Source organism: Peribacillus butanolivorans (assembly GCF_001273755.1).
Lineage (GTDB): Bacteria > Bacillota > Bacilli > Bacillales > DSM-1321 > Peribacillus > Peribacillus butanolivorans.
On sequence record NZ_LGYA01000001.1, the window covers coordinates 3,089,319 to 3,115,057 of the forward strand.

General features: G+C 35.1%; 23 protein-coding genes and 4 pseudogenes. 11 read left to right on the forward strand and 16 right to left on the reverse strand.

All coding sequences use genetic code 11. From position 1 onward, the window contains the following. Positions 1-39: 39 nt before the first annotated feature. A pseudogene (locus AKG34_RS14120) lies at positions 40-819 on the reverse strand (tyrosine-type recombinase/integrase). Positions 820-927: 108 nt separating this feature from the next. Between AKG34_RS14120 and AKG34_RS14125 the strand changes: the two are divergent. Together AKG34_RS14125 and AKG34_RS14135 are read left to right on the forward strand one after the other, a co-directional pair. Then, positions 928-2,163: pseudogene (locus tag AKG34_RS14125) on the forward strand (heavy metal translocating P-type ATPase); the annotation flags it as partial. 58 nt (positions 2,164-2,221) lie between these two features. After that, positions 2,222-3,372, forward strand: a protein-coding gene (locus AKG34_RS14135; RefSeq protein ID WP_407946259.1) for an IS3 family transposase whose coding sequence is annotated in 2 segments (ribosomal slippage) — positions 2,222-2,471 and positions 2,471-3,372 — 1,152 coding nt in all. Because the reading frame shifts where the segments join, the coding sequence is not laid out codon by codon here. 201 nt (positions 3,373-3,573) lie between these two features. On the opposite strand, the gene AKG34_RS14140 is transcribed toward AKG34_RS14135, so the two are convergent. Next, positions 3,574-4,932, reverse strand: a complete 1,359-nt coding sequence (locus AKG34_RS14140; protein WP_053346661.1) for an IS1182 family transposase — start codon at positions 4,930-4,932, stop codon at positions 3,574-3,576. Positions 4,933-5,549: 617 nt separating this feature from the next. On the opposite strand from AKG34_RS14140, the gene AKG34_RS29705 reads away from it, so the two are divergent. After that, positions 5,550-5,645, forward strand: coding sequence for a histidine kinase dimerization/phospho-acceptor domain-containing protein (locus AKG34_RS29705; protein ID WP_082527743.1), 96 nt, complete (start codon positions 5,550-5,552; stop codon positions 5,643-5,645). 232 nt (positions 5,646-5,877) lie between these two features. Here AKG34_RS29705 and AKG34_RS14145 read toward each other — a convergent pair whose 3' ends face one another. The 7 genes from AKG34_RS14145 to AKG34_RS14175 form a co-directional block, all read right to left on the reverse strand. Next, positions 5,878-6,504: a cysteine hydrolase family protein gene (locus tag AKG34_RS14145; RefSeq protein ID WP_028391183.1), complete on the reverse strand. Its 627-nt coding sequence runs from the start codon at positions 6,502-6,504 to the stop codon at positions 5,878-5,880. 426 nt (positions 6,505-6,930) lie between these two features. Then, on the reverse strand, positions 6,931-7,407 hold the full coding sequence (locus AKG34_RS14150) for a hypothetical protein (protein WP_053346662.1): 477 nt from the start codon (positions 7,405-7,407) through the stop codon (positions 6,931-6,933). A gap of 496 nt (positions 7,408-7,903) precedes the next feature. Then, a complete protein-coding gene (locus tag AKG34_RS14155; RefSeq protein WP_053346663.1) occupies positions 7,904-8,110 on the reverse strand; it encodes a helix-turn-helix domain-containing protein in 207 nt (68 codons plus the stop codon). A gap of 10 nt (positions 8,111-8,120) precedes the next feature. Continuing rightward, positions 8,121-8,603: a DUF2975 domain-containing protein gene (locus tag AKG34_RS14160; RefSeq protein ID WP_053346664.1), complete on the reverse strand. Its 483-nt coding sequence runs from the start codon at positions 8,601-8,603 to the stop codon at positions 8,121-8,123. Positions 8,604-9,192: 589 nt separating this feature from the next. Next, positions 9,193-10,377, reverse strand: a complete 1,185-nt coding sequence (locus tag AKG34_RS14165) for an MFS transporter (protein ID WP_330219171.1) — start codon at positions 10,375-10,377, stop codon at positions 9,193-9,195. Between the two features lie 77 nt (positions 10,378-10,454). Further along, positions 10,455-10,898 carry a carboxymuconolactone decarboxylase family protein gene (locus AKG34_RS14170; protein ID WP_053346665.1) on the reverse strand — a complete coding sequence of 148 codons (444 nt, stop codon included), beginning with the start codon at positions 10,896-10,898 and terminating at the stop codon, positions 10,455-10,457. A gap of 34 nt (positions 10,899-10,932) precedes the next feature. Beyond that, a complete protein-coding gene (locus tag AKG34_RS14175) occupies positions 10,933-11,586 on the reverse strand; it encodes an FMN-dependent NADH-azoreductase (protein WP_053346666.1) in 654 nt (217 codons plus the stop codon). A gap of 205 nt (positions 11,587-11,791) precedes the next feature. On the opposite strand from AKG34_RS14175, the gene AKG34_RS14180 reads away from it, so the two are divergent. Then, positions 11,792-12,283: an RrF2 family transcriptional regulator gene (locus AKG34_RS14180; RefSeq protein ID WP_053346667.1), complete on the forward strand. Its 492-nt coding sequence runs from the start codon at positions 11,792-11,794 to the stop codon at positions 12,281-12,283. A 601-nt stretch (positions 12,284-12,884) separates the two neighbouring features. Here the strand turns inward: AKG34_RS14180 and yeiL are convergent. Then, entirely contained in the window at positions 12,885-13,556 is a 672-nt protein-coding gene (yeiL, locus tag AKG34_RS14185) for a transcriptional regulator YeiL (protein WP_053346668.1), read from the reverse strand. A 77-nt stretch (positions 13,557-13,633) separates the two neighbouring features. Between yeiL and AKG34_RS14190 the strand changes: the two genes are divergently transcribed. From AKG34_RS14190 to AKG34_RS14200, 3 genes are all read left to right on the forward strand, one after another. Beyond that, positions 13,634-14,329: a YjjG family noncanonical pyrimidine nucleotidase gene (locus tag AKG34_RS14190; RefSeq protein WP_053346669.1), complete on the forward strand. Its 696-nt coding sequence runs from the start codon at positions 13,634-13,636 to the stop codon at positions 14,327-14,329. Positions 14,330-14,331: 2 nt separating this feature from the next. Continuing rightward, a complete protein-coding gene (locus AKG34_RS14195) occupies positions 14,332-14,967 on the forward strand; it encodes a YczE/YyaS/YitT family protein (protein ID WP_053346670.1) in 636 nt (211 codons plus the stop codon). Between the two features lie 387 nt (positions 14,968-15,354). After that, the gene (locus AKG34_RS14200) at positions 15,355-15,885 is read left to right on the forward strand and encodes a GNAT family N-acetyltransferase (protein WP_053346671.1); all 531 of its coding nucleotides are present in this window, start codon (positions 15,355-15,357) and stop codon (positions 15,883-15,885) included. A 220-nt stretch (positions 15,886-16,105) separates the two neighbouring features. Here AKG34_RS14200 and AKG34_RS14205 read toward each other — a convergent pair whose 3' ends face one another. Next, positions 16,106-16,744 (reverse strand): NAD(P)-dependent oxidoreductase, encoded by a 639-nt coding sequence (locus AKG34_RS14205; RefSeq protein ID WP_053346672.1) that lies wholly within the window; start codon positions 16,742-16,744, stop codon positions 16,106-16,108. A 303-nt stretch (positions 16,745-17,047) separates the two neighbouring features. Here AKG34_RS14205 and AKG34_RS14210 point away from each other — a divergent pair, with 303 nt between their 5' ends. Continuing rightward, positions 17,048-17,506, forward strand: a complete 459-nt coding sequence (locus AKG34_RS14210; protein ID WP_053346673.1) for an ATP-dependent metallopeptidase FtsH/Yme1/Tma family protein — start codon at positions 17,048-17,050, stop codon at positions 17,504-17,506. A gap of 324 nt (positions 17,507-17,830) precedes the next feature. After that, a complete protein-coding gene (locus AKG34_RS28330; RefSeq protein ID WP_169787518.1) occupies positions 17,831-17,968 on the forward strand; it encodes a hypothetical protein in 138 nt (45 codons plus the stop codon). 386 nt (positions 17,969-18,354) lie between these two features. On the opposite strand, the gene AKG34_RS14215 is transcribed toward AKG34_RS28330, so the two are convergent. Beyond that, entirely contained in the window at positions 18,355-18,735 is a 381-nt protein-coding gene (locus AKG34_RS14215; RefSeq protein WP_053346674.1) for a hypothetical protein, read from the reverse strand. A 607-nt stretch (positions 18,736-19,342) separates the two neighbouring features. Continuing rightward, entirely contained in the window at positions 19,343-19,912 is a 570-nt protein-coding gene (locus tag AKG34_RS14220; RefSeq protein ID WP_053346675.1) for a dihydrofolate reductase family protein, read from the reverse strand. 541 nt (positions 19,913-20,453) lie between these two features. On the opposite strand from AKG34_RS14220, the pseudogene AKG34_RS14225 reads away from it, so the two are divergent. Beyond that, a pseudogene (locus tag AKG34_RS14225) lies at positions 20,454-20,897 on the forward strand (IS110 family transposase); the annotation flags it as partial. On the opposite strand, the gene AKG34_RS29710 reads toward AKG34_RS14225, so the two are convergent. The 3 genes from AKG34_RS29710 to AKG34_RS14235 all read right to left on the reverse strand — a co-directional run bounded on the left by AKG34_RS29710 (position 20,888) and on the right by AKG34_RS14235 (position 23,970). Beyond that, positions 20,888-21,199, reverse strand: coding sequence for a transposase (locus AKG34_RS29710; protein ID WP_407946260.1), 312 nt, complete (start codon positions 21,197-21,199; stop codon positions 20,888-20,890). The pseudogene AKG34_RS14225 and the gene AKG34_RS29710 overlap by 10 nt on opposite strands. Positions 21,200-21,404: 205 nt before the next feature. Next, the gene (locus tag AKG34_RS14230; protein ID WP_053346676.1) at positions 21,405-23,075 is read right to left on the reverse strand and encodes a M4 family metallopeptidase; all 1,671 of its coding nucleotides are present in this window, start codon (positions 23,073-23,075) and stop codon (positions 21,405-21,407) included. Between the two features lie 511 nt (positions 23,076-23,586). After that, positions 23,587-23,970 carry a GNAT family N-acetyltransferase gene (locus tag AKG34_RS14235; protein WP_321177327.1) on the reverse strand — a complete coding sequence of 128 codons (384 nt, stop codon included), beginning with the start codon at positions 23,968-23,970 and terminating at the stop codon, positions 23,587-23,589. A 285-nt stretch (positions 23,971-24,255) separates the two neighbouring features. On the opposite strand from AKG34_RS14235, the pseudogene AKG34_RS14245 reads away from it, so the two are divergent. Then, a pseudogene (locus AKG34_RS14245) lies at positions 24,256-25,377 on the forward strand (IS3 family transposase). Positions 25,378-25,739: the final 362 nt, after the last annotated feature.

The window sequence follows — 25,739 nt, forward strand, 5'->3', positions numbered from 1 at the left end:
CGATAGTTTATTAAAAACAAAAAAAGGACCCCTGGTCCCTTAAAAATACTTTCTATACAAGTCTCTCCGCATTGCACCACTTAGATATGCATAAATTTTTGTGGTTTCACTTTTTTCATGGCCCATTAAATTTTGAATCATTCCAGAGGAGCTCCATTATTCAATAAATTTGTGGCGTAACTATGTCTAAGCTGATGAGGATGAATGCTCTTTTTAATGTCCGTTCTCTTTGCTATCAGTTTTATAACGTTTCTCGCTTGAGAAATACTCATTCGATGGGGGGCGCGTGTTGTCACAACGAGTATTAAAATATACTTCTCGTTCTTTATTTCCTTTTCCTAATACGATTGCTGATTGATTAGAAAAATTAATTGATGTCCTATCTAGCGTTATTGCTTCACCAATTCTACATCCTGTTGAGTACATAAACTTAAATAAAGCATTTTCGAATGTTGTATGACAAGCTTCCCGCAAATGTTCAATTTCCTCTTCAGACAAGTATTTTGGAACCCTTAATTCTACTTTTGGTTCCTTTATTTTTGATGCAGGATTTCCATTAATTAAATTTTCATCCTGAGCCCATCTAAATAAAGATTTAATAAATCGAATTCTATGCCCCAGACTGGATGGCTTAAGCTTTTCAGCTGCTTTTCCCAGATAAACTTTAAGAGAATTAGTTGAAAGTTCTTGAATGGATATATTTCCAAAACTATTCACTAACAAGTTAAATTGGACGTTATACGCCTTTAATGTTTGTGATGAATAACCTTGGATTTGCTTATCTGCCTTATATAAACTCCATACATCAGTTAAGATCATTCCTCTTTCTCTCCCATCTATACCATATTAATAGACAGTATAGACAAAAGAAGAACAATTATACTAGATTAGTAGAATTTTTATTAAACAAAAGCACCCGTTAGCTGAATAACTTTCTTGGAAGAAGCACAGGAACAAAAAGCACCAACAGAAGCATTTGTAGATAAATTCGCAAGTATTTATACACCTATTGTATTTATTTTAGCTTTGGCAATTATGTTGCTGCCTCCACTCCTTGGATTTGGCACTTGAGGAGACTGGTTCTATAAGGGACTGGAACTGTTAGTTGTAGCTTGCCCTTGTGTTTAGTGATTTCGACTCCTGTTGCGATCGTATCAGCTATTGGGAACGCTGCGAAGAATGGAGTCTTAATTAAAGGCGGTACTTTCTTAGAAAAAGCAGGTACCATTACTGCCATTGCATTTGATAAAACAGGGACTTTGACTGAAGGAAAGCCTAAAGTATCAGAAATCAAGCCGTTAAACGTATCAGAAGAGGAATTACTTTCAATTGCATTAACATTAGAAGATTATTCAACACATCCAATAGCCAAAGCGATTGTTGGATATGCCAATGAAAAAGGAATTCAGCCTAAAATTGGTGAGTTATTTAAAAGTATCGTAGGAAACGGCGTTCAAGCGACCATTCAAGGAGATATCTTATACGCTGGAATCTTAAACTATTCGAAGAAATGAATGTATCCTTAGAGGAAGTAAAAAAACATGTTCAAGATATACAAAGTAATGGGAAAACCGTAGTTATTATCGGTACAAATCATCAGGTAATGGGTATGATTGCATTTTCTGATACAATACGTGACACAACGGTTTCAGCTTTAAAAGGATTAAAGCAAAGTGGGATTAACCAAACTGTATTGTTGACCGGAGATAATGAAGGAACTGCAAAAATGATTGCTTCAGAAGCTAATGTTACTCGTTGTTTTTCAGATTTATTACCGGAGGATATAGTAGATGCCATAAAGAAATTACAAAATGAAGGACATAAGGTGGCAATGGTCGGAGACGGTATTAATGATGCTCCAGCACTTTCAACAGCAGATTTAGGTATTGCTATGGGTGGTGCAAGGAACTGACACCGCAATGGAGACAGCAGATATTGTTTTAATGGCTGATAATCTTGGGTAAACTTCCTCATACAATGAAGTTAAGTAGAAAAGCTTTAACGATTATTAAACAAAAGTTCTCCGTAATTATTAAGGTAGTTGCATTAGTCCTAATCTTTCCTGGCTGGCTTACACTTTGGATGGATGTATTAAGTGATACAGGTGCTGCATTAATTGTTATTTTAAATACATTAAGATTGTTGAAAGTGGAGTTAGTATAGTTTCATGGACACATTTTAGTTAAGTCCTTACAATAATTTTTGAGAGGATGTGTCTGTCTTGGAACGTAAGAATACAGGTAAAAAATATAATAATGAATTCAAGAAGACTATTGTAGATCTTTATCACTCGGGTAATTCGGTCAAAGAATTAAGCGGCGAATATGGCGTATCAGAAGTTACCATTTATAAATGGGTTAAAGAATTTACCCCTATCGGTTTAGGGGAAGAGTCTATGACTCCAAAGGAATTAGCCGCCATACAGAAGGAAAACCTTCGGTTAAAGCAAGAAGTTGAAATCTTAAAAAAGGCTATGGCCATATTCGCGAAAAAGTAACCGAGACAGATCTTACCGAATTTATTGAGGAACACAAGAAACAATATCCCATACAAAAGATGTGTGAAATACTAGAAATCCCAAGAAGCAGCCATTATCAGTCCCTTCAAATAGTCGTATCAAATCGCGAACAGGAAAACCAAGAACTCACGAAGGAAATTCATCTCATTTACCTGGAAAGCAAGGGACGATATGGGGCTCCAAAGATTCATGAAAGCTTATTATCCAAAGGGTTTTCCCTAAGTCTAAAGCGTGTTCAACGTTTAATGAGCAAGGCGAGAATTCGTTCTATTACTAAGAAAAAATACCGTCCCTATCCATCTAAAGAAAAGGTTATTCAATTGGATAATTTGCTAAAACGAGACTTCACTACTCAGACCATTAATGAGAAATGGGTAGCAGATATTACGTATATCCACACGTTAAAAGACGGATGGTGTTATTTAGCTTCGGTACTGGACCTTCATTATAAGAAAATAGTAGGGTATTCATTTTCTCGTTCAATGACGACAGAACTGGTCATAAAAGCTTTCAATAACGCACACATTTCACAAAAGCCCTCGGAGGGCTTAGTTCTTCATACCGATCTTGGCTCACAATATACAAGTAGTGAGTTTACTCAACATATCCAAAACCATCATATTAAGCAATCCTTTAGTCAGAAAGGTTGCCCGTACGATAATGCCTGTATTGAATCCTTTCATGCCCTATTAAAAAAGGAAGAAGTCCACCATGTACAATATCTAGACTACCAAACAGCTAAATTAGCGATGTTCCAATTTATTGAAGGTTGGTATAACCGAAAAAGAATTCACAGCAGCTTGGGCTATCAAACCCCACAAGCCATTGAAGATCGAATTAGGAATACAGCTTAAGATTTAACTTTTTAGTGTCCAAAATATTGACTCAAATCCAATAGTTAAAAATTAGATGTTAATGAGATGTTTCTATAGAAACATCTCATTTCAGTTTGTAGACAAAAGGGGTTCGGAATTATAAAATTCCGAACCCCTTTTGAAATTCCCTTTGAATTTTGGTCCAAGGTTAAGATATTGGGGCTCTACGAGCCCACTCTGTTAGGCCATTTTTGGACCTTGCCATGTCCAATTGGCCATCTTCTTTAAATTAATGGCAGCGAAAGTAAGCATCGCTTGCATCGACAATTTTTTAAGTCCCCTTAAAGTAGTCCAACGCATACCATGCTTTTCTTTTGCATCTGCGAATACACGCTCAATCGTTTCTTTACGTTTCGCATATATAGGTTTTACATCTTGATGAGTACGCAGATGATCTGCTTCTTCCACATATGCTTGCCAGATATGCCGTGTCACCACTTTTTGGTGGTCTTTGCTCTCTGTACACCGTGATAAAGATGAGCATGTTGCACAAATGTGTTTTGGCGATTTGTACTCGCGATAGCCCTCTTTATTTGTTGTTGAGTACTTTAAAGTCTCGCCCGAAGGGCAAAGGTAACAATCAAAATGTTCATCGTAAATATATTCATGTTTGCGATAGAATCCTTCTTTTGTACGAGGACGTGTATAGGGTAAAGCCGGTGTAATTTCTTTTCCAAATAGATAGCTTGTAATGGCTGGTGTTTTATAAGCTGCATCTGCCGCAACGGCTTCGGGTTTTCCAACTTTCTCAATCACTTGTTCAACAAGTGGCTCTAATATATGACTATCATGCGTATTTCCAGGTGTTACAATCGTTCCCAGTACAAAACCGTTGCGGTCTGCGGCCGCGTGGAATGAATAGGCAAACTGTTTTGTTCGTTCATCTTTCACATAGTAGCCACTTTCAGGATCAGTTGTACTTTCTTTAATCTCTTTGGTTTCTTCCTTATCAAATTTATCCGGTGGGAAAGGCTTCTTTCCATGGTTTTCACGATCTTGATTTATTTCTTCTTGAAGGCGTCCTTGATACGCTCGTGTTTCCTTGCGAACGATTTTCTTTTCAAATTTCCGCTTATTCGCACTGGCTTTCACATGTGTGGAATCAACGAATACGTGCTCTGCACTTATTAACTTTCTATCGGCAGCTGTCATTAAGATGCGATAGAATATCTGTTCAAACAGGTCTGTATCTTTAAAGCGCCGCTCATAATTTTTGCCGAACGTTGAGAAGTGTGGCACTTTATCATGGAAACCGTAACCTAAGAACCAACGGTAAGCCATATTTGTTTCAACTTCTTCAATCGTTTTACGCATTGAACGAATACCGAAGGTATATTGAATGAATGTCAGTTTAACTAAAATAACTGGATCGATACTTGGGCGACCTACCTCTGAATACATATCTTTTACCAAATCATAAATGAAAGTGAAGTCAATGGCTGCCTCAATTTTACGAACCATATGGTTCGCTGGCACCAGTTGATCCAAAGTAATCATTTCAAGTTGATCTCGCTGAATAGAATTATGTTTCGAAAGCATCGTCATCACCTCAAGTTTTAATACTCCTATATTAAAACAAAATAGACTGTAGGCAAAAGTGTTTATTTCTAATTGTTAAAACAAAGTTGATTGGAACGGAAGGTGCGAGACTCCTGCGGGAAAAGCGTGTCTAAGGGAGACCCCACAGGCGCAAAGGCGCCGAGGAGGCTCCCTGACCGCCCGCGGAAAGCGAGTGCCTGGAGTGGAAATCAACGTTCGAATTTTTACAACCCCTCAAAAAAACTGTAGACAAACTCGATTTTCATCGAGTTTGTCTACAGTCTGTAATGAGATGTTTCTATAGAAACATCTCATTTTTTATACAAAAAGAAATTTATTGCACTAACCTGCTACCGGTGTTCAATAAGTCTTAGAATATGGTGGGCTTATTTTGTATGGCCTTTCACGAATATATTTTCATACAACAAAGAGCTGCCAAAGCAACTCTCTTATTGAAGTAAAGCACCTGTTAATTTAAGTACAATTCTTCACAAACCCACAAATCGTTAATATTCATAATAAAAAACTGCAGAAAGCTCGTTTACACGAACTTATCTTTTTTCGTACCTCTACAAAATCAAAGTTATTGGTGATATTGAACTAGCTAATAAAGAAGTATGAATAAAAGTGAATTTGTTGCTATCATATCGCATGAGCTTAAATCACCCATAACTGCTGTGATGTTTAAGTTGGAAGCAGTCATCGAAAAGTAGGTCTGTATCAAGATCGGTTAGATATTTGAAAAAGTGCTACAAGATGATGGGAGAGATTCAGGAACTAGTAATGGATATGGTGGAAATCTATCTAATGAAACACACTGTAATTGAATCTAAATTTTATAAGAATGGACTTATTGGATATCGTTAATGAAAGCACCTAACGGCTGCAACATTACAATTAATCAAAGAATAATCTCTTCTTTAGTATGCCTTTTTAAGAGTATCATTACATATTTGAAATGGCTTCACTTGTTGTCCATGTAGCACTACTGAAAGCTCGGTAGTTCGTAACAGCAGCATGAAAATCGTTTTCACTAATCGTGGCAGTTGCATCGTAAACAACAGCTGTCTTGAAGCCATTTTCGATTAAATCTCTCATATGCGATTCAACACATACGTTTGATAATACCCCAGCCAAAATTACTTGTTCTTTTCTGCGTTGCCTTAGTTGATAGACCAGATCATTTGTCTGAGGACTGGCCACCTTGTGCGGTGTTGCAATGACGGATGTTTTATCCCAGATATACGGAGCTAAAGTTGGAACATAATCGGCTTCCGGAGTTGGAGGACTATATTGATTTAATTTCTGATAAACACGCAAACTAATCAACATCTCTTGTTCGTTCCCTGTAAACTGCCAATCATAGTCATGTGGATATAAAAAGTGCGGGGAAACAAAGAGCTGATAACCTTTACTACGGGCAGTGCTTAATAGTAGTTCCAAGTTGGCTAAAGTATTATTCTGTTTAATGTTAGCCTTTGTCAAATGATATCCTCTTCCGCCTGGAGACAAAAAGTCATTTTGAGGGTCAGTAATAACTATTGCAGTATTCGCGGGATTTGGTTTAAACATAGAATTTTTCCCACCTTTTTTATGTTTTCACTTATCGATTATATGAACTACATTGATTAAAAATTCCTTAGGAAAATGAAATTTTGAAGTTAATGAGTGACAATAAAGTACGGATAAACAAATACAACTATTGCATAGAAACCCCATTTCTTTTTTTGTATGATTTCCTTCCAATAAACATAAAAAAGAGCTGTATTTCACCTCACTTGTTCAACCTGCCCCGTAAGCACTATAAGAAAAAGACCGCCGAAAATGGCAGCCAGATATTCAACTCTTGCACCTGTTAGTTGATTAAGAATTTTTTAAGATACTTTTGTCTTAAACAACTTTATTCGTAATCAGACGACTTTGTTAAATTTAAATAAGAAAAAAGGAAACTCGAAGTATAATGGAATTTCCTCTTTTCTTTTATTCTACAAGCTTCTGTTAGTTTAAATTGAAATTGCTTTTTAATTGTTTCTTAGCTTCTTTCACGATAGTTGTAATTAAATTGCCCTTGGTTATATTTGTAATGTTATCACCATATCGAAAGTCATCAATTTTTTCACTAATATCATACCATACTGATAATTCTTCATTTGTGAAATGTTCACGGATTACGTTGTATATCTCATAAGCAATTTCAAGAACATCATCTTCATCATTTAATATTTTTCTTAATAATTCATAAATATAATATTTTGCACATTCTTCGTGTAAAGGTTCCTGCAAACTTAATTCTCTTATAGCTCTTGAAAAATAATCTTCAACTTCAAAAATATTTAGTGGTTCATTAAAAGAAGATAGAATACTTAATGACTGTGTTGAAAAATCATTCTCCAGCATATGTATGGCCCAATTAACATAGTCGATAGATTTTACACTACCTTCAAATTTCTTATAATATAATATTTTAGTGCCCATTTAAAACCTCTATTCTCTTAGTGAATAAAGAAAAATCTGCCTTAAAGACAGCTCCGATCTTAAGTTAACGCACCCGTTAAAGAATCGCGCCCTTTAATTGAATAGAGACTTACTACTAATGCCAATTTTGCTGGATTTGGTACACTAAAAGGAATTGAACACACGAATATGTGTTTGTATCTATAAATATTACCTTGTAACGGACGAAATGCCATCAGTACTATTAAAAAGATATCTAGACCCTAATATAGGGGTTCAGCCGAGGTACGTGTAAAAACAGGTCACATACTGGTTATTATTTCCACAATTAGTTTTTTAGGTGAGAATCCCCTCCATCAAAAAAGCTAATTTCCTGTACGTTAAGGAAATTGGCTCTTTTATTTTATACATTAATTAGTTTGTTTTTTTGAACACGGAATGACTCCTAAAAATAATGGTGTAGAAGCTAAGATATTTCTTTTTCATCATATACTCTCCTTTATTCAGATAATATGAATTAATTTTTTTGATACTCTAGAATATCACCTGGTTGACACTCTAAAACTTCGCAGATCTTTTCTAATGTTGAAAATTTAATAGCTTTTGCTTTTCCATTTTTTAATATTGATACATTTGCCATCGTAATCCCAACCCTCTCCGAAAGCTCCGTTACGCTCATTTTTCGTTTTGCTAACATCACATCAATATTAATAATAATTGCCATATCCTCCACCTCAGACCGTTAAATCATTTTCTGATTTTATATTAATAGCTTCTTGTAAAAGTCTTTGGAGAACAGCAGCAAAAACGGCGATCACCATTGAGGCGAAAATAATGACCAATCCGATTGGTATGAAACTTGGAGGGTCAACTCTTTCCGCCATGAGATAGTAGAGTGGCATACCTAGCAAGTACAAGGTACTGATTGTGATGGCACAGTACTTTATATTCTTTAAAGCCTTTACCGATAATTCCGAGAACGCTTGGTTCTTATCAATATAGCTTAAAAGTTTAAAAGCTTGATACAGAGCAAAGTAAAAAGGTATCGCTGCCGCATACATATCGATTAAAACGAGAGATTTCATATAAGCAATATCTGGATACAATTCTCCAGCAAAATTCCCGATCTTAGGCACAAAAAATATGCACAATGCAAGAACTGGGATTCCTATAAAAATAACAGCTAGCTTTAAAAAGAGTGTCGTAACTTGTTTCATAAAAAGCACCTCACTTGTGTATCTTTAACTTAAGTTTAATGCAATGTTTATCGTTTTACAATAAATAATTATTTTTTTACATAATATTATTATCATTTATATATATCCCTTTATATCTTTAGACATAAAAAAAGCACTTCCTATAACTAAAAATGCTCCCTAACTTTAACTAGTCTTTTTCCACTATCCTGATCCATTAGTACATTTAACAATCTCACATCAATATAAATAGCTAATTTTGTTAAGAACCCCCATACTCCATTAAATGGCCAAATTGTTGAAAAAAGATCAAACAGCACTCTTCAACTATCCTGCCCCGATAGTTGCATAAAGAAAAAGAGCCTTAAAGGCAGCTCCAATCTTCAGCTAACGCACCCTATAGTTTAAGTAGAAACCTTCACAATCTCTTTTATACTTAAACATAATCTCATTACAAAAAGACGCCTTCTTATTAAAGAAAAGCGCCCGTTTGTGGAACAAACATATTTCTTTTCTGCCTATATAACATAAGTGAGATTATAGGAAGTTAATCAAAATATAAAGCTGACTTTAAAAGCCAGCTTTATACACCATTTACTTATGAATTTAATTATTTTTGCTTTAGTAATTGATCAACAAGTAGTTGAGACTTTAACCCTTCTAATCCATCAACAAGGGGTTGCTCATCATTTTGAATACAATAAATGAAATGCTGTACAGCATCTTCAAAGCCCCGTTGTTTTAAAGTTGTTTCCCATGAAGAAGAAACTGTTGTAGATATTGCATTTTCTTCTTCGATTTCTGTTGTATTCATGTTTTTTACACGGATAATTGCTCCGTCTGTTATCAATTCTATTTGTTCTAAATTCGTTCCTGCTTTTCTATGCATAGCTGTGGTGAAAGATATATTTTGTGAGGATTCATACGTATGCTGCGCATATAAAAGTTGATTTTCATCGTTCGTATGAACAGTACCATACAGCACACTAAGATCTCCATCACCCAACCAACGTACTGTATCGACTAAGTGAAGATAATCATCTAACATTGTGAACTCATAAGAATAAGGACCCACACTGTCCGTTCTGTGCTTTTCAACACGTACCCAAGCTATATTATTCGCTTTTTCCTTTGCTTTCACATACATTGGAGCAAAACGACGATTAAATCCAACCATAAGCTTTCTTCCCAATTTTTCACTTAATTCGACTAATTTTTCTGCTTCTGAAATAGATGCTGCCAATGGTTTATCGACATATACATCTATCCCTTTGTTAAGCAGTTCCGAAACCACTTCATAATGTGATTCAGTAGAGCTGTGTACAAACACGGCATCACACTCTTGAGCCAATGCTGGTAAGCTATCAAAATCTTGTATACGATACTGATTGCAGATTGCCTTTCTCTTCTCTCTACTGGGTGAAAATGCACCCGCAAATGTCCAATCTGTTTCTTTTGAAAGAATAGGCAAATATGCTTTCTGAGCGATACCACCCTGTCCTACCATACCGATTCTAGGTTTCATCAAATTAATCATCCTTTTCATGTATAGATTTGGTAAAGCATTAATGAAGAACAATTGATTTGTTCCTCCGTGATGCATAATAGTTAACCCTAAAAAAGGTCCAACTACCATACCAAGATTGAGTGTTAGTCCATAATAGCCCATCCCTTCCCCTTTTCGTGATTCAGGGATGAGATCTGCTACGATGGCTCCGGTAGCTGTAGTTGCCATTCCAAATCCAATTCCATGGAAAAAGTGAACAATAAGTAGTGTTGTGATCGATTGCGCTATAGATACCTGTTACTTTATTTGGATGCCTTTTGTTTACAAACTGTGCCGAACACCCATATGATGTTCGTTGAGAATAATTATTTTTCAGTTGCTGTATTCCCCATTGCAATAGATATTCTATTCCAACTATTGATTTGATTAATTATTAGTACAAGGTCAACATATTGTCGCTCGTCATAATGTTCACGTACTCGTTGATAAAGCTCATCTGGCACACGTTTTGTCGGGATTAAAGTTACGTATTCTGTCAACTCAAGAGCCACTTTTTCAGGATCTGTGTAAAATGTGCACTCTCTCGAAGCACTAATACAATATAAACGTTGTTCCGTTTCTCCCATTTTTCTAGCATCAGCTGTATGCATGTTAAGACAATATGCACAACCATTTATTTGAGAAGCCCGAATTTTTATAAGTTCACGAAGTTTACGGTCTATACCTGTTGTTTTCGTATACTTCTCCATTTCCATCATTATTTTAAGTGCTTCAGATGCTACATTGTAATAATCAACTCGTTGTTCCAATTTAATTTCCTCCTTATATTTCTTTTCTTTGCCTTTAAGAAAGTATTAATTTAGGTGCTAATCTTGAAGCAGCTTCTTCAGCTTCTTTATATGCTTTTTGTAATACTTCATTTGGTTCTAGTAAAGCAGTTCCTTGCGCCCGAATGATTTGATAATCTTTAATACCAAGGAAATTGAACATTGACTTCAGGTATTTTTGGGAGTAATCAACTTCTGTATACCAATCATTATTGGTATAGATTGATCCACTTGCTTGTATAACAAGCATTCTTCGTCCGTCATTAAGTAGACCCACTGACCCATTTTCAGTATATTTAAAAGTTTCACGTGCAATCAGGATATTGTCCATATAATCTTTTAACTTTGATGGAATATTAAAATTATGCAAAGGTAAAACAATGATATACGTATTTGCACTTTTAAATTGATTTAAGATCTCGGACATACGCTCCGTTACTTTTTGTTCTTGACTAGTTAGCTCTTGTTCTTTTCGTTGTTTTTCCCATGCACTTAAAACTGTTTTATCTATCATAGGCACTTCATCACTATACAAATTAATCTGTTCAATTGCTTCGCTGTCAGGAATTAATTCTTTATATGCTTTCAAAAAGTGGTTAAAAACCTGCAAGCTTACTGAAGAAGTATCATCTACTTTTGGATGTGCGTTAATGATAAGTGTTTTATTCATTTTTATTTCCCCTTTAAAATGAATTTTAAGTTCCAATTGGAGACTAAGTTAATCGGCGATTAACTTAGTCTATAATATTCGCTATAATTATTTTTGTCAAATGAATATGATTTACCCAAAAGAGATTTCTTTTATTTGACTAAAACTCTAAATACTCCTAAGATACAATTTGATAACCCTTAAAATCAAAAGCAGGTGAGTTTATATGCAGTATAGTGTCGGAGTTGAATATGCTTTACATTGTCTGGTTTATTTAATTGATGTTCCTTCCAACGATAGTATTGGGATAAAGGATTTGGCAGAATTCCAAGGTCTTCCTGAGACATTTCTTTCAAAAGTTTTCGGTAAATTATCTAAGGCTGGAATTGTAAGTTCTGTCCCCGGGGTAAAAGGAGGATATAGATTATCTAAGTCTCCGGAAGAGATTTCCTTTTGGGATGTAATTGAAGCAATTGAAGGCCCTAAGCCTATTTTTCAATGTAAAAATATTAAAGATAATGGTTATTTGTATAGAAATAACTGCTGTCAAGCTCCCTCCTTTTGCACCATCAATTTAGTTATGCTCTCTGCGGAAGAAAAAATGCGTGATGACTTACGTAGTAAATCACTTTCATGGTTAAATGAAGAACTTGATAGTGTCTTATCCAAACAAATACGTGAAGATACTCGGAAATATTTTTCGAAGAGCAACACATAAAACAAACCTCTCGTGAAATTCCTTAATTAAAGGGAATTAAGAGAGGTTTTTTTTCTTAGTTCAAAGAATCGTATCATTCAATTGTCTAGTAAGAACTACAACCAATCCTCAATTAACCTGCTAGTTGGCCCATTCACAATCTTAGTAAATTATTCCACTAAATGGCCCGATTACTGAACAAAGATCAATCTGGACTCTTCCACTAAACTGCCCCTTTAGTTCATTAAGCAAAAAGGCTACCAAATGGCAGCCCCGGTTCTCAACTAACGCACCTGTTAGTTTAAGTGAGGAACATCACAAACAGAGTATTAATTCATTTTAACAATATTTTTATTTTATTAGGCTATGTTAAGATTTTGGTTGAATGAAAAAACGCAAAAGATTTGGTTATTTATGTTAAAATAAAATGATATTGTGATAATATCGACTTAATTAGAGAATAAAAATGAAATGTTCATTTTAAAATTTTAATGGTGGTAGTAAATATTCTATTAGCTATTTTTTAATTTAAAAACGTATATTAGCAAAGCAGTATTCGTTTCTGTGATATAAAAAAAGTGTAACAACTTGTTTATATTTCAAGTTATCAAATCAAACTAAATTAATCCTTTTTTGAACTCAATCTTTCTAACTTTTCTTTATTAATGATAAAATATTTTCTTCCTTTTTTTTCTAATAATCCGTCTTCATGGAATTGGTTAAGTGTGTATAATAAATGTCGATAGCTTACCCCCACGTATTCTGCTGTTTCGGTATGCTTCTCTTGAAAGCATCCATCGTTTTCTATTTGAAGAATATATTTCGCCAATCGATTTTTGAATTCATAATCCTGCATAGCTGTGTAATGATCCGTTCTTTTAAGTAATTTATCACCTAAATATTTTGATAAATTATGGAGAAAAAGATTGTCATTTAACAGATGCTCTTTCGATGAAGCCAATGGAACCGCTAAGCAAGTGCAGTCATTTATAGCCACAACATCTTTTAAATTCTTTTCCACCTCAATCAAGGATAATTCACCAATAAAATCATCTTTCTTTAGAAACTGAATCAGCGCACGTTTTCCATTTTCGTGTACTATATATATTTTTGCCCGCCCATCCAATAATAAAAATAAGTGCTGAATATCTTCATCAAAGCGCACTATATATTCATTAGAAGAAAACTTACAAATAAAAGCCTGATGTAAAACTGCTTTCGGAAAAGTTTCTTGAATATCATTATATATATCTACAAAATTTTCAGCGTAATCCTTCAAATTGATTTTTTCCATTTTATCACCTCAATATGAGATATCTCCTATTATTATATTCTTACTTTCGATATATTACTACCAAGAGGTGGATAGGAATGAACAAATACAAACATATTATTTTTGATTTAGATGATACGATACTTGATTTTCAAGATTCAGAAGAAAAGGCTTTAAAACAAATTATTACGCTGTACGAGTTGCCCTATAACAAACAAACCATTGCATGTTATAAGCGCATTAATGATGGATTATGGCATCAATTAGAGGAAGGCTTGATTTCTCGTGAAGAAGTGCTGACAACGCGTTTTTCACTTTTTTTGAAGGAATTTCATATAGATGAAAACGGAGCAAAAGTTGAAGCTACTTACCGTGAGCATTTAAACCAAGGACATAAGACCGTTCCCCATGCACATGAATTATTAAATGCTTTAAGTAAGCAAGATTATAAATTATATATTGGAACAAACGGTGTAGGAATGACTCAAAGAAAAAGATTAGGAGGTGCCAAGCTACAAGGATATTTTGAACAACTTTTTATCTCCGAAGAAATTGGTTATGAAAAACCGAATCCCCATTTCTTTTACTATATTTTTGATGCCCTGCATACAAGCCGTAAAGAAGAATTTTTAATGATAGGTGATCGTTTAACATCGGATATTCAAGGGGCTATCAATGTCGGAATAGATTGTGTTTGGTTTAACCCTAAGAGAAGCATGCCTAAATCATGTTCACCTAAGAGCACATATACGATACCAAATTTAATGCAAATAATGGACTTATTAGAGGAATAATCATGAAAAAAGTAATTCAATCGATTCTACTCTATATAGTAAGTGCTATTGGCATTAGTCTTACATTAAAAGCTGATGTTGGAGTAAGCAGTTTTAATGCAATGAATTTATCCATATCTGAATGGACTTCCATCAAAGTTGGAACAATTACATTCATTGCAAATCTCATTTTTCTAATCGGTTATATCTGCCTATGCGAAAAAAAGAATTTTAGAAAATTTACTTTGATGTTCATTTCCATCTTGTTCTTTGGAATGGTTATTAATTTTTTCCTCTATACTATTTTCGGTACGATTCACGTAGAGAATTATTTAGTAAGGATCGGACTATTTATTTTCGGTGTGATACTAGCCGGTGTAACAACAGGCATTATTTTATCATTAGATATTATTCCTTTTCCTATTGAAAGTTTATGTTTACGAATAGCTGAATTAACAAAACGCTCTTTCTCTCAATACAGATATTGTGTCGATTTATTCTCCATTATTCTATCAATAACAATATCACTACTATACAATTTACCAATCAATATTCGAGAAGGAACGATTATCAGCTTCTTTTTATTGTCCTGCATTATTTCTTATACACGATTGAAATTTAAAAACTATCAGCTGAAACTCAATAAAAAACATAACTAAAAAATAACCTCTTCCGGATAAGAATCCAAAGAGGTTATTTTTATCAAACTTATTCTAAACGATCAATCTTTTTAGTAAAACTACAGTTAAACTACCCTGCACCTTTAGTTACATAAGGAAAAGCTGCCTTAAAGACAGCTCCGTTCTATTAAAGTTTGATCATTTCTTATTGAACTAAAGCACCCGTTAGTGCGATAAGAAAAGTTACATTCTATTGCACATTATCTACATACTTCGATACGAAAAAATCAAATCTCTAACTTTAAACCAACTTGTAATTTTTTTATTATTGTATACAATAATACTATCTTAAAGTGTGAAGGGACTGAACTATGCACAGATATCAATATCTAAACCCCAAATTAAAATAAAATGGAGGCAAAAATATTGATTACAGAACTACGAACAGAAAGATTAATATTAAAAAAAATGAAAGTATCAGACTCCTCTAGCCTATTTAAGATCTGGTCTGATCTTGAAGTTACAAAGTTTATGAATATCAATAGTTTCACTGATGAAAGTCAAGCAATACAAATGATTGAAATGCTTGATAAGTTATATCATGAAAACAAAGCTATTCGCTATTCAATTTTTCATTTAGAATCAAATCAAATTATTGGTTCTTGTGGTTACAATACCTTAGACTTTGAAAATTCAAAAGCAGAAATCGGTTATGAAATTAGTAAAGAATATTGGGGTAACCGATTTGCTTCGGAAGCCATTCTTAAACTATTGGATTATGCATATAATACTTTAAATTTTAATAGGATTGAAGCGAAAGTCGAACCTGAAAATAGAAATTCAATAAAGCTTCTAGAAAAGTTAAATTTTCAATTTGAAGGCACACTAAGAAAGTCCGAAAAATCAAAAGACACATTTATTGATTTAAATATGTATTCAAAATTAAAAACTGATTAACATAAATTGTGAAAAGCCTATATTCTATACGAATATAGGCTTTTTCGGCACTTTATTGATCGCTTTTATTCAACATAACAAATATACTACTGTTTAATAATAAAATTATCTTTTCTGATTGAACTATCCTGCCCCGATAGTTGCATAAGAAAAAAGAGCCGTTTGAACAGCTCAACAATCTTCAACTCATGCTCCCGTTAGTTGAAGAGGACAATCTATATTAATTTGAGATAAACGGTGCTTTTTGTACATACTTTAGATTTTCAATTTGGTTAATGATAAAAGTCGCAATATCTCGGTTAGTTATTTTTGTACCTGGCATATCTGTAAGATTTTCCTTAATGAATCCTATTTCTGTACCATCAACTATAAATGGAAGCCTAATTAGAGTCCATTTAATTAGTTTATTACGGTTAAGAATATGCCATTCTTTTTTCTTATCTATCATCATATTAGAGTAGATGATTTCAAACATCTTTGCCCCAACTCTATTTAAAATTTTCTTTTTATCTCCATTAATAGTTAGAGAACCACCCGTAACACCAATATAACGATCAATTTGTAAATCTGCCATTACCTCAAGTATTTTTTCAGTTACATTGCTATAAAACGGTTTCTCTTTGAGTGGCTGACCAAAAGTATTAATAACTATTTGACAATCTTTTAGTTGTTTTCGGATATCCTCCAAATTTTGTACATTCCCTTCTACTATCTTAATCCTAGCGTCTCTGAAAGTTAACTTTTCTGGATTTCTAACAAGCATACGAACTTGATACCCATTCTCTAACGCTCTAGCAGCAATATGACGTCCTACCTTCCCCGTTCCACCGATTATAGCTATCTTATAAGAATTATCCATAATACCCCTCCAAATAATCATAGTAATATGTATACGGTCAAATTCCCTTTTCGATTCAAATATTCCGTTATTCAACTAAACTGCCCCGTTAGTTCCGTAAGAAAAAGAGCTGCCAAAGCAACTCCCTTATTGAAGTAAAGCACTTGTTAGTTTGATAAGAAAAGACTATGTTAAAGTTCTCCGGTGTTTTTGAATTATTGTAGTGATTGGATTTGGAATATTAATTATTCTAGGGAATATAAATGATTAATTTTCTATGATACTATTTACTATAGTTTGTTTACCAGTATGAGGAGGGAAGGAATGAATCGGAACTTCCGTAATACCATATTCTATTTACTGATCTTTTTGGTCATCATTGGAATTGTAATCATCTTTAATAATAACAATGAATCAACAGAGAAAATGACCCAAGATGAGTTCTATAATCATTTGGAGAGTGGGGACGTTACATCACTAACGATGCAGTCCGAAAGCAGTGAATTTAAAATCATTTGGAAGCTTAAGGGGGAGGATGAAAACAAGAACTTTGTGACGTACGTGCCATTCAGTGAATATTCACAGAGTCGAATTAATGATGCCGTAACTAAATTAGGTAAAGACATCATCACTGTTGAACCTCCAGAAAAGAGGCTGGGTGACATTTTTCACTTCCATTATTCCATTTGTAATCATTTTCATCCTGTTTTTCTTTATTTTTCTGTTTGTAGCTATAAGAAAAAAATGGAAGGGATGAAAATACATATACATAAAAAAAAGTAAACTCGCTTTCCATATGGACTTTGCGAGTTTTTTTTACATTGTTTTTGTAAGTCAACCTTTATCTAGCCTAATAAAAGAAAAGGATAGCTTATTAAAGTAACGCACCCGTTTGTTTAAGTACAACATTTCACAATATCAATACAATTTAAAGAGGGGAATGTTTAAACATTGAATTGTCTATACAACATTAGCTGACATCATTTACATATTAAACCCTATATGGATGTATACACAACCAAACGAGAACCTTCTCGTTTGGTGAATAAGTCGCCATCTATTAATCCATCTTAACAAATGAAGCTACATGGAGGGGAGGTTCTAAGCATGAGCCAAAAGCGTGATAAAGGCAATAGTCAAAAGGGAAAAGCTAATAGCAATACAGTAGATCCAGTGATCGCAGCAGAAGACTTGGAAAAAGCAATTAATCCAACTAATAAGCTCCCGCGCAATGCCAAAGGGTAAGTACAATCTCGTGATTTCTTTGCTTTTCCGAAAAGAAACTTGCAGGTAAACGAAAATGAAGAGTCAAGCAATCCACTAACATGAAGGATTACTTGACTCTTCAAAGGTATAATAGACTTTTATTTTAGTCCTTATATTGTTCATTAGGCCTTGAAATTTCTTCTTTACATACTCCATAGCTTAGCAAGAACAGTCTTTTTTAGAAGCATACTTAGGAGGTAAAATCCCAATGTCTATTTTCATAAATTCCCCCAATTTATTATACCAATCCTCATTGGATTAACCTGCCCCGATAGTTGCCTAAAGAAAGAGCTGCCTTAAAGACAGCTCTGATCTTCAGCTAACGCACCCGTTAGTTCATTAACATATTAAGCGTTGAAGTATGTTTAATAAATGTTTTGCCAAAACCTATCACTTTTCATATCTTCAACTACTTTTTTAAATGTATTTAAAATCTGTTGAACATTTTCATCACTAAATATAATCATTTGAACTGGGGAGCTACTTGTAGTACCTCCATTTTTTGAACAAGGAAAAATCCTTATTTGAGAAAAATGCTTCCAATCAAGCGCCTCAATCAGCCAGTGTGTAGCATAAGGGTATTCAGGTGTTAATTCATCATTATTCAGAGCATACTTATCCCTTTCTCCAATTGGTAAAAACTCATATCTTATACACCTATTGCCTTTTCGTTTAAATCTTTGACGTCTGGCTTCATTTAAAGCATTATAACTATTTTCTAATTTTTTCTTTAATCGCTTTCTCATTTTTCACCTCTAATTAACATTACTTAGTGAACTAAACTGCCCCGTTAGCATTCCTGTAGTTCAATAAGAAAAGCTGCCTAATAAGCCAGCTGGATTTTCAAATAACGCACCCGTTAGCCATCCATGAAGCGCAAAAATCAGCGCTTCACCACAGAGAATGAAAATTGGTTTCTAGGTCGATAATGTTTTAATGGCTGGCGAAGAAGGTCGTTGAACTATGGTGCCTTTGAGCCCATCCGTTAGTCTGACTCCGACGACCACGGTGTACCACCGACTGTCGCGCCCTTTATGGGTAGCACTCATGGGAGATTAATCCTTTTTTGGTCGTCGCGCTAGCCTCTACTTAATTTGCTATAATTGGAGGTTTTTGTTTAACGATTTACCAAACTCAATCAGATCACTCATAAGGCTCAGCCTTTTTTAAAAAGCGTTTTTACTGGGTCTATTTTGTTGTGGTTTTTTCTGGATTTTGAGCTTTTTTAATTTTCATGGGAGTTCAATAAGAAAAGCGAACCTTATTCAAGAATCGCGCCCGATTGTTGAATAAGTGACAATTACTATCGAGTATTACCTATATTGTATTTTATCTTTGGAATGTGCAATATTATTAATTCCCATTCAAATGATAGATTAGTTGCACAACGCCAGAGGAGAACGTTCTTGTATTAACCATTTTTAAATTCAACCTCTGTTTTATATCAATAAACAATGGTTTTCCTTCTCCCAAAATAACAGGGTGAACAGATAATCTAAATTCATCAACAAGCCCTAAATTGATAAAAGTTGTAATAAGACTTGCTCCACCATATAACCAGATGTCTTTACCAGGCTTATTCTTTAATTTATTTACTTCTTTAAGAATATTATCATTTATGAATATTTCTTTATTATCAGTCCCTTTTTGCGTTCTGGAAAACACATATTTTTCCTTACTATGAACTAATTCCCAAATTTCTTTTTCAGTATTAGTATCTTCAATTTCTGGAGTAAATTGTCCCCATAAATCGTAGCTTTTTCTTCCATATAAAATAGTATCAATTTGATTTAAGAAATTAATAAACCCCATCTCAGAGTCCATGATGCACCAATCAACTTCCCCATTTTCCCCTTCAATAAATCCATCTAAAGTAATTGCTAAATCTAAAATTATTCTTCTTGGTCTTACGTTATTGGACATAATTCTTCCTCCATTTAATCATTTAGATATTGTTTCTCCCGCCAATTTTTTTATATTTTCATTATTTACAGCATTTATTTCTGAATAAAGTTACTGATGTTATTAAACTGCCTTAACTTAATAACAATCATCTCAAATTGCTATTATTTCCACAATTAGTTATTCAAGAATATGGCCCAATTGTTGAACAAATCAATATGCACTCTTGAACTATCCTGCCCCGATAGTTCCATAAAGAAAAGCTGCCTTAAAGACAGCTCCGATCTTCAGCTAAAGCACCCGTTAGCCAACCATGCAGCGCACGACCAGCGCTGCACCACAGAGAATGAAAATGGTGGAAAACCGTCCATACTGATTCTATGGCTGGGTGAGGAAGGTCGATGAACTATGGTGCCATTAGAGCCCATCCGTTAGTCTGACTCCAACGACCACGGTGCATCACAGACTGTCGCTCCCTTACGGGAAGCACTCATGGTAGATTAATCCTATTCTGGTTTTTGCACCAGCCTCTAATTTTTTCGCCATAGAAAGGATGGTTTCAATGGAAGTTATCATTGAGCGAGTATGCGGAATGGATGTACATAAAGATAACATTACCGCCTGCATTATGACCCCCGAAGGGAAGGATATTCAAACATTTTCTACAAAAACGGTGTTTTTAATTCAACTGATGGATTGGATTAAATCACATGGTTGCACTCATGTCGCTATGGAGAGCACAGGTGTGTTTTGGAAGCCTATCGTGAACTTAATTGAGGCTGAAGAAATGGAATTTTTAGTTGTTAACGCACAACATATGAAAGCAGTCCCTGGTCGAAAAACAGATGTCAAGGATGCCGAGTGGATCGCTCAACTTCTTCGTCATGGGTTGTTGAAAGCAAGCTTTATCCCTGATCGAAATCAGCGAGAATTACGTGAGCTTGTTCGTTATCGCAGAAGTATTATTGAAGAACGAGCTAGACAGCATAATCGAATTCAAAAGGTCGATGCCCCATATTCGTTCATATATTTAAGTACCTCTAGTTTAAAGGGCAGAGTGTAATTTGTATAGGATGAAGCAAGTCCTTCCATCCCATGTTTTAGATAGCGAGCGACCCATCTTTTCAGAGGGGATAAACCTACATTTCTTTCTTGTGCAATGGATTTATAGGATTTTTTCCCTTCTAAGTACTCTAAAACTGCATGTGATTTTTCGTCTATCGTATATTTAGTCAAAAAAACTGCACCTCCAATTATTAGATGTTGTCTAACAATTGGGGTGCAGTTCACAAAAGGCTCTTTAATCACTGTTACATCTCTTATTTATCTTTCCTTACAAGTAGTGAACAGCACTCCACGTGTCCAGAGTGTATGTGGCAACACATGGGAGGCTGGTGAGACCATAACAAAAAATCCCCCAAACTCTTATTCTGGGGGAACATAAAACGCACTTCAATATTCTTCTAAAATCCGCTAAAAGTATTGATTCCTGCGGGCGGATCCAATTATATACTTAGTAAATTCCCACCGAATCAAATCCGGCAGCAGCTGCAGCCTCTTCCTTGCTGCCTTCACCATAAATATCAATTGCAGACTGAACAATAGCCTTACGAGCGTCACTAAAATCGGAATTTGGCGTTAAATAAACGCTTATTGCACGATAGTAGATTTGTCCTAACTTGTGCCTTCCAATTTCTTGACCAATCAAGTATGCAGCGTGGTTTGTAATCGAGGAGTTAACATGGACACCGCCGCCATCTACCGAAGTTGGCATGTGATAAAATTCATCCATATGAGCCGGATAGACTCCACTGCCATATGCAGCTCTTTCCGCATTACTTACTACAACACTGTTTGGATTACTCAAGCTGCGCAATCTCGTTACACCGTCAGCTTTAGCAGCTGGTGCCATAATATCCTCACCCATTTCCCAATCATCGTCGTCAACAAGTGCACCAAAGACGTCAGCAAATGATTCGTTTAGTGCTCCAGATTGATTGCGGTAAACTAAATTTGCTGTATGAGTGATGACGCCATGAGTCATTTCGTGGGCAGCAACGTCAAGACCGGCTGATAGTGAAATAAAGAACTCACCGTCACCATCCCCATAGGTCATCCAACGCCCATTCCAGGATGCATTGTTGTAATTATTGCCATAGTGGACCTTAGAAATGATTGCCATTCCTTCACCGTCAAGAGAATTTCGACCATGCTCATTAAGGTAATAATCATATACCTTTTCCGAATTATAGTGTGCATCGACAAGAGCCCGATCATAGTCGCCGATAAATGCAGCAGAATTCCCCACATATAGAGTATCATTACTGGAACTATTATCATTTTTAGCATCATACGTAAGTATTCCATCAAGACCATTATGAGAGTAATCAGCTAACGCAAACTGAGTTCCAGATTTAGGTTCCTTCACTTGGGTAATATGTAATTCCCTGTGAGCACCATGTACCCCTTTTCCAGCACCTTTTTGTGTTTTCATTTCATCAGCATGCATTAAACCATTATACTTATCGATGATTTCTCCCGTGTTTGCATCCACAAAGACAAACCAGTTGCCAGGCTCATCCCCCATGAAGTTAACATTCACTTTATAAGCTGTATGATTCTCTCCTTCAAAAGGATAGACTACAAGCTCAGAAGTTGGCTCATACGTTAGCTCTTCAGGGGCATTGACAGATGATAGTGCCTGCTTTAGTGCTGCATCACTGCTTAAGGAGGCAGTCGTGTCCACCGCATCATCGGCAATCGTCTGATTTACTCTTCCGTTGACGGATACGACTTCATTATTCTTATTAAAATGAACAATAACTTCGGATCCTTCTACGTTCACTCCATTTATTGATTGATTAAAGCGAACGTTGGTCATACCGAGTTTGTCTTTTTGTAAATCTTTTACTTTTAGGTTTTTATCTGGATTTTTAATTCCGGTTTTACCTTCGTTTTTCTTTAAATAATTTAGTGCATTGGAAGGGTTGCTAGAAGAGAATTTCTCAGCAAATCGCTCCTTCACAAAAACAGGAACGCTTGCCTTCTCATTCCACTTTTTAGAAGCTTGTACACTACTAGCCACCTTCGAATCAACCGGCTTCGCAAATACATTACCGACTGGGATAGAACCTACCAACAACGCTGACGATAGTACTGCAGGAACAATAAACTTTTTCTTCAATATCGATCCCTCCATTTTTTTCCATTGACTTTATTATAGATTAATAAAAGTTAATTTACATGAATATTTTGAATTATTTTAATTTTATAAAAACTATTAAGAAAAACCCAGATGCTATCTTATGGTAGGTATAATTTACCACTTGACATGGTAATGGAATTAAAAATACCTCTAAATTTATTGGATTTTCTATACCTTTTTTTGTAGTTAATTTAAACTAATTATAAAAAGTAGGATCTTAGCTAGTTAATTTGGAATATGCATTATAATAGGTATAATGATAGTCGGTTTGACACGGAAGCTCTGCGGGCATGATGCACGGCCATGCCGTAAGGTTTTAGGAGAGTAAGCGACATTTGGGTTAGTCCCAAGAAAAGAAGTGCCAGGCACCTTCCAATTTAGTTGATTTTCTTCAAATTAATAGTGTATTCGAAATGAAACTCGAATACTCTTATTTTTTCGAATGGAGAATAAGTAATAATCGCCCCCACTTCTTAATTTCGCATGTTAATTATTCGTCTTTTTCATTAATAATTCCGTAATATACTAAATCCACATATTTACTGTCTTTTATGACATGTTCATTTAAAATTCCCTCTTTTTTCATACCAATCTTCTCCATAACTTTCCCCGAAGCAAGGTTCGATGGAAAATATCGCGCAAACACTTTGTGCAGTTTCTTTTCTTCAAAAGCAAATTGTAAAATCGACTGCGCTGCCTCTGTCACATAGCCATTTCCCCAATATGGCTCGTCAATCCAATAGGCAATTTCTCCATGGTTAAAACGTTTATTGTTCGATAACGCAATTGCTCCAAATAATTCGCCAGTTTCTTTGTCTGTTACTGCGAACTCATACGATTTATCCGCCATAAAATTATCGTAATGGTGCTCCATCCACGACACTGCATCGTTTAAACTATACGGATAAGGCAGGTACTATGTATGTTTGAAATATTATAGTTATTGAAAAGCATCGCAACCGCTGCCGCACAGGATGTTTGAAATAATCTAAGGACGAGCCATTCTGTCGTGATCATTAATTTTTCACGAACATATCCCATTCAATCGACTACCTTTACCTACAAAATGTAAATCCTGCCCTGAATCGTCTACACTTATCTGGACAGAGGTTTTAAGGGCAGATACACTTAACTCTCTACAGATAAGGGAGCACTCAAAATGACCAAGCGAGAACGCCGTACGTTCACTTCCGAATTTAAACAACAGATCATTCAACTCTACCTAAATGGGAAAAACCGTAAGGCTCTTATTGAAGAATATGAACTTACTCCTTCTTCTTTAGACCGGTGGATACAACAGAGTGAAAACACAGGTTTTTTTAAAGAAAAAGATAACCGTTCTCCTGAGGAACAAGAACTTATTAAACTACTAAAAGAACAGAAGAAGTTACAGATGGAGAATGATATTTTAAAGCAAGCCGCGCTGATACTAGGACGAAAGTAAATGTCATCAAACGGAACAAAGAAAAAATACTCGGTATCAGCAATGTGTGGCGTCCTAGAGCTTTCACGAAGCACCTATTACTACGAAGCAAAAGAACAAACCTCAGATGACGATGTCACAAACGCTATTTTAGACATTTTTGATAAAAACCGTAAGGCGTACGGAACACGTAAGATTAAGGTTGAATTAAAGAAAAGAGGCCTTACGGTCTCCAGAAGGCGAATTGGCCGGATCATGAAAGAACAGGGGCTTGTTTCCTCTTATACAGTCGCTCAGTACAAACCGCAAAAGACCTCATGTAACGAATCAGACCAGGCTAACGAATTAAATCAGGAATTTCTACAAGAAAAAGAAAAAAAAGTAGTGGTCAGCGATTTAACATATGTCAAAGTCAAAAATAAATGGCATTACATATGTGTCTTTGTCGATCTCTTTAATCGTGAAATTATTGGATTTAGCACAGGACCTAACAAGGACGCCAAGCTTGTGGCAAGAGCGTTTGCATCTATCAAAGGGAACCTCCGTGATATTCAGCTCTTCCACACAGATCGAGGGAATGAATGTAAAAAGAAGCTGATTGACGAAACGTTAACCATATTTGAGATTGGTCGTTCACTAAGTATGAAAGGTTGCCCTTATGATAACGCTGTCGCGGAAGCGACCTTTAAAATCATTAAGACTGAGTTCGCCAATCAAACAACATTCGCAAGCTTAGCTCAGCTTACACTCGAATTTGGAGACTATGTGAACTGGTTTAATAAGTTGCGAATTCATGGAACTTTAGGCTACGTAAGCCCTCTAGAATTTAAAAAGTTATCCCTTAAAAAAGTTGTTTGATTTAGTGTTGACAATCCAAAAGCAACTCTAATTAGATAGAGATACTTTAAAAAATATAGTGGATCTTAAACAATCCTACCTCGTTTAAGTACAATCCTCCACAATCTGGCCCTTTAATGGAAAAACATGACTGACGTTTTTAAACAACTTTATTATGTTTTAAACGTCACTTAACAGTATTCCTTATGGAACTATCCTGCCCCGTTAGTTAATTAAGGGTCCTTTTTCCCTTGAATTTGAAAGTATGATAATGGGAATGATTTCACGAAATTTAAGCCTCAGGTCTTACTTTCAGTTAAACCCCAGGTCTGTTTTCTAAAGATGGCATAGCCAGTACACTTAATCATACAAATATCACTTAA

Coding starts and splice junctions, on each gene's coding strand:
- AKG34_RS14150 (WP_053346662.1), bottom strand. CDS start 7,407: ATGGGCACTAAAATATTATATTATAAGAAATTTGAAGGTAGTGTAAAA.
- AKG34_RS14190 (WP_053346669.1), top strand. CDS start 13,634: ATGAACAAATACAAACATATTATTTTTGATTTAGATGATACGATACTT.
- AKG34_RS14210 (WP_053346673.1), top strand. CDS start 17,048: ATGAATCGGAACTTCCGTAATACCATATTCTATTTACTGATCTTTTTG.
- AKG34_RS14195 (WP_053346670.1), top strand. CDS start 14,332: ATGAAAAAAGTAATTCAATCGATTCTACTCTATATAGTAAGTGCTATT.
- AKG34_RS14180 (WP_053346667.1), top strand. CDS start 11,792: ATGCAGTATAGTGTCGGAGTTGAATATGCTTTACATTGTCTGGTTTAT.
- AKG34_RS14205 (WP_053346672.1), bottom strand. CDS start 16,744: ATGGATAATTCTTATAAGATAGCTATAATCGGTGGAACGGGGAAGGTA.
- yeiL (WP_053346668.1), bottom strand. CDS start 13,556: ATGGAAAAAATCAATTTGAAGGATTACGCTGAAAATTTTGTAGATATA.
- AKG34_RS14160 (WP_053346664.1), bottom strand. CDS start 8,603: ATGAAACAAGTTACGACACTCTTTTTAAAGCTAGCTGTTATTTTTATA.
- AKG34_RS14140 (WP_053346661.1), bottom strand. CDS start 4,932: ATGCTTTCGAAACATAATTCTATTCAGCGAGATCAACTTGAAATGATT.
- AKG34_RS14220 (WP_053346675.1), bottom strand. CDS start 19,912: ATGTCCAATAACGTAAGACCAAGAAGAATAATTTTAGATTTAGCAATT.
- AKG34_RS14145 (WP_028391183.1), bottom strand. CDS start 6,504: ATGTTTAAACCAAATCCCGCGAATACTGCAATAGTTATTACTGACCCT.
- AKG34_RS14175 (WP_053346666.1), bottom strand. CDS start 11,586: ATGAATAAAACACTTATCATTAACGCACATCCAAAAGTAGATGATACT.
- AKG34_RS14155 (WP_053346663.1), bottom strand. CDS start 8,110: ATGGCAATTATTATTAATATTGATGTGATGTTAGCAAAACGAAAAATG.
- AKG34_RS14215 (WP_053346674.1), bottom strand. CDS start 18,735: ATGAGAAAGCGATTAAAGAAAAAATTAGAAAATAGTTATAATGCTTTA.
- AKG34_RS28330 (WP_169787518.1), top strand. CDS start 17,831: ATGAGCCAAAAGCGTGATAAAGGCAATAGTCAAAAGGGAAAAGCTAAT.
- AKG34_RS29705 (WP_082527743.1), top strand. CDS start 5,550: ATGAATAAAAGTGAATTTGTTGCTATCATATCGCATGAGCTTAAATCA.
- AKG34_RS14235 (WP_321177327.1), bottom strand. CDS start 23,970: ATGGAGCACCATTACGATAATTTTATGGCGGATAAATCGTATGAGTTC.